At 72.2% G+C, this 1,370-nt stretch carries 2 protein-coding genes; both read left to right on the forward strand.

Translation table 11 applies throughout. The annotated features are described in order from the left end of the window. The first annotated feature begins 251 nt into the window (after nucleotides 1–251). A complete protein-coding gene (locus ABZ641_RS37545; RefSeq protein WP_359989079.1) occupies nucleotides 252–395 on the forward strand; it encodes a hypothetical protein in 144 nt (47 codons plus the stop codon). A gap of 413 nt (nucleotides 396–808) precedes the next feature. Next, nucleotides 809–1,324, forward strand: a complete 516-nt coding sequence (locus tag ABZ641_RS37550) for a hypothetical protein (RefSeq protein ID WP_344628277.1) — start codon at nucleotides 809–811, stop codon at nucleotides 1,322–1,324. Nucleotides 1,325–1,370 lie beyond the last annotated feature (46 nt).

The following is a 1,370-nucleotide window of genomic DNA, read 5'->3' on the forward strand; positions in this document are numbered from 1 at the left end:
ACTCCGAAGAGTGGTTTTTCGTGCCCTTAGTGTGGGTAGAGCCGGTGGCGACGACGGTAGGCAGGCGCCGCCAGCTGGTGTTGCCCGGGAGTGCGCCGTCGGCGTCAGCGTCGCCTCGGCACCTGCGGGCGGCGGGCACCGGCCCTGGGGGCCGGCGGCGGCGAGGCGTCGGCGGTGGTCTCTCCTACGGTCTCGGAGCCGCTGCCCGCACCCTGCCGTGCGGCGGCACGGCCTGGGGCCACGACGGCATCGTGAACGGCTACTGCAGCGAGACCCTGGTCACCACGGACGGCCGCCACGCCTCTGTGGTGACCAACGCCCACCTTGCGACCAATGCGCCCATCGCCCAGATGTACACCCTGCTGGACACCGCCCTCTGCGAAGCCGTGCCGTAGCCGGAAGACGCCTGCCGGGGGGCCTCGCGGCCCCGGCAGGCTGCGGAGGCGATCCGCCGACCGACGGCATGGACAGTGCAGTGCTGGACCGGAACGGCGATGTGGACAACAGGGTCGGGCAGCCTGGACACCGTTTCTTTCGTGAGCTGTTTCGGCAGGTGGTGCCGCCGACGATCGTTCGGCGTCCACAAGGCGGGCGCCGGTAGGCTCGGACGGCGAGCCAGGGGCGGGGTGCGCGGCCGTGGACGACATGATCGCGTTGCCGGCGGTGATCGTTTGGCTCGGCTGCGTGACCTTCGTCTCTTGTCGAGGCGCGGGTGTCATGGTTTGATCACGATGCGTTCCCGGCCGGTGACCGCCGGAGGTGGGGCATCGGGCCGGGGATCTGCTGGTGTACGGCGGCGTTGTCGGGGGTGAGTGATTTGTTTGCGGATGCCGAATCCGCCGCAGGCGATGGTGAGCCGACGCCTGCGGAGTTGCGGGATCTTCAGGCCCGCGCCGACGCATTGGCGCGGGACGTCGCCGCCGTGCGGGAGCGACTGAAGCAGCAGACCGGCCTGCCGCGGGCCGTGCGAGGAGCGCTGCCGGGCGATGTGGGCGAGACGCTCACCCGGGCGGCACGGCGGATCGGGGAGGCGGCGGAGAAGCTCGCCCGGGTCCGGGCCGCCCAGTGGCCCGGGTCGTGCACGGCGTGGTGGGGAGTATGTCCGCGCTGCGGACCGACCCTGAGAACCGAGAACGGTCGCTCGTGGTGCGAGGAGTGCGGCGCGGGATGGGGCTACGACCGCACCCGGAGCCCGTGCGGTGAACCGGCGACCTTCCTGGCGATGGACACGCAGGGCGGCACCGTCGTCGTCTGCGCCGCGCACGGCCGACACATTCAGGACCGCCTCGAAGGCGGCCTCCTCCTGGCCATGCCCACGTCCTGACGCCACGGTCCGCCCCACGGCTGCGCGGGCGTCTGCCTGCGCGGCC

The sequence above is a fragment of the Kitasatospora sp. NPDC007106 genome, from assembly GCF_040634455.1.
In the GTDB taxonomy this organism is placed as follows: domain Bacteria; phylum Actinomycetota; class Actinomycetes; order Streptomycetales; family Streptomycetaceae; genus Kitasatospora; species Kitasatospora arboriphila.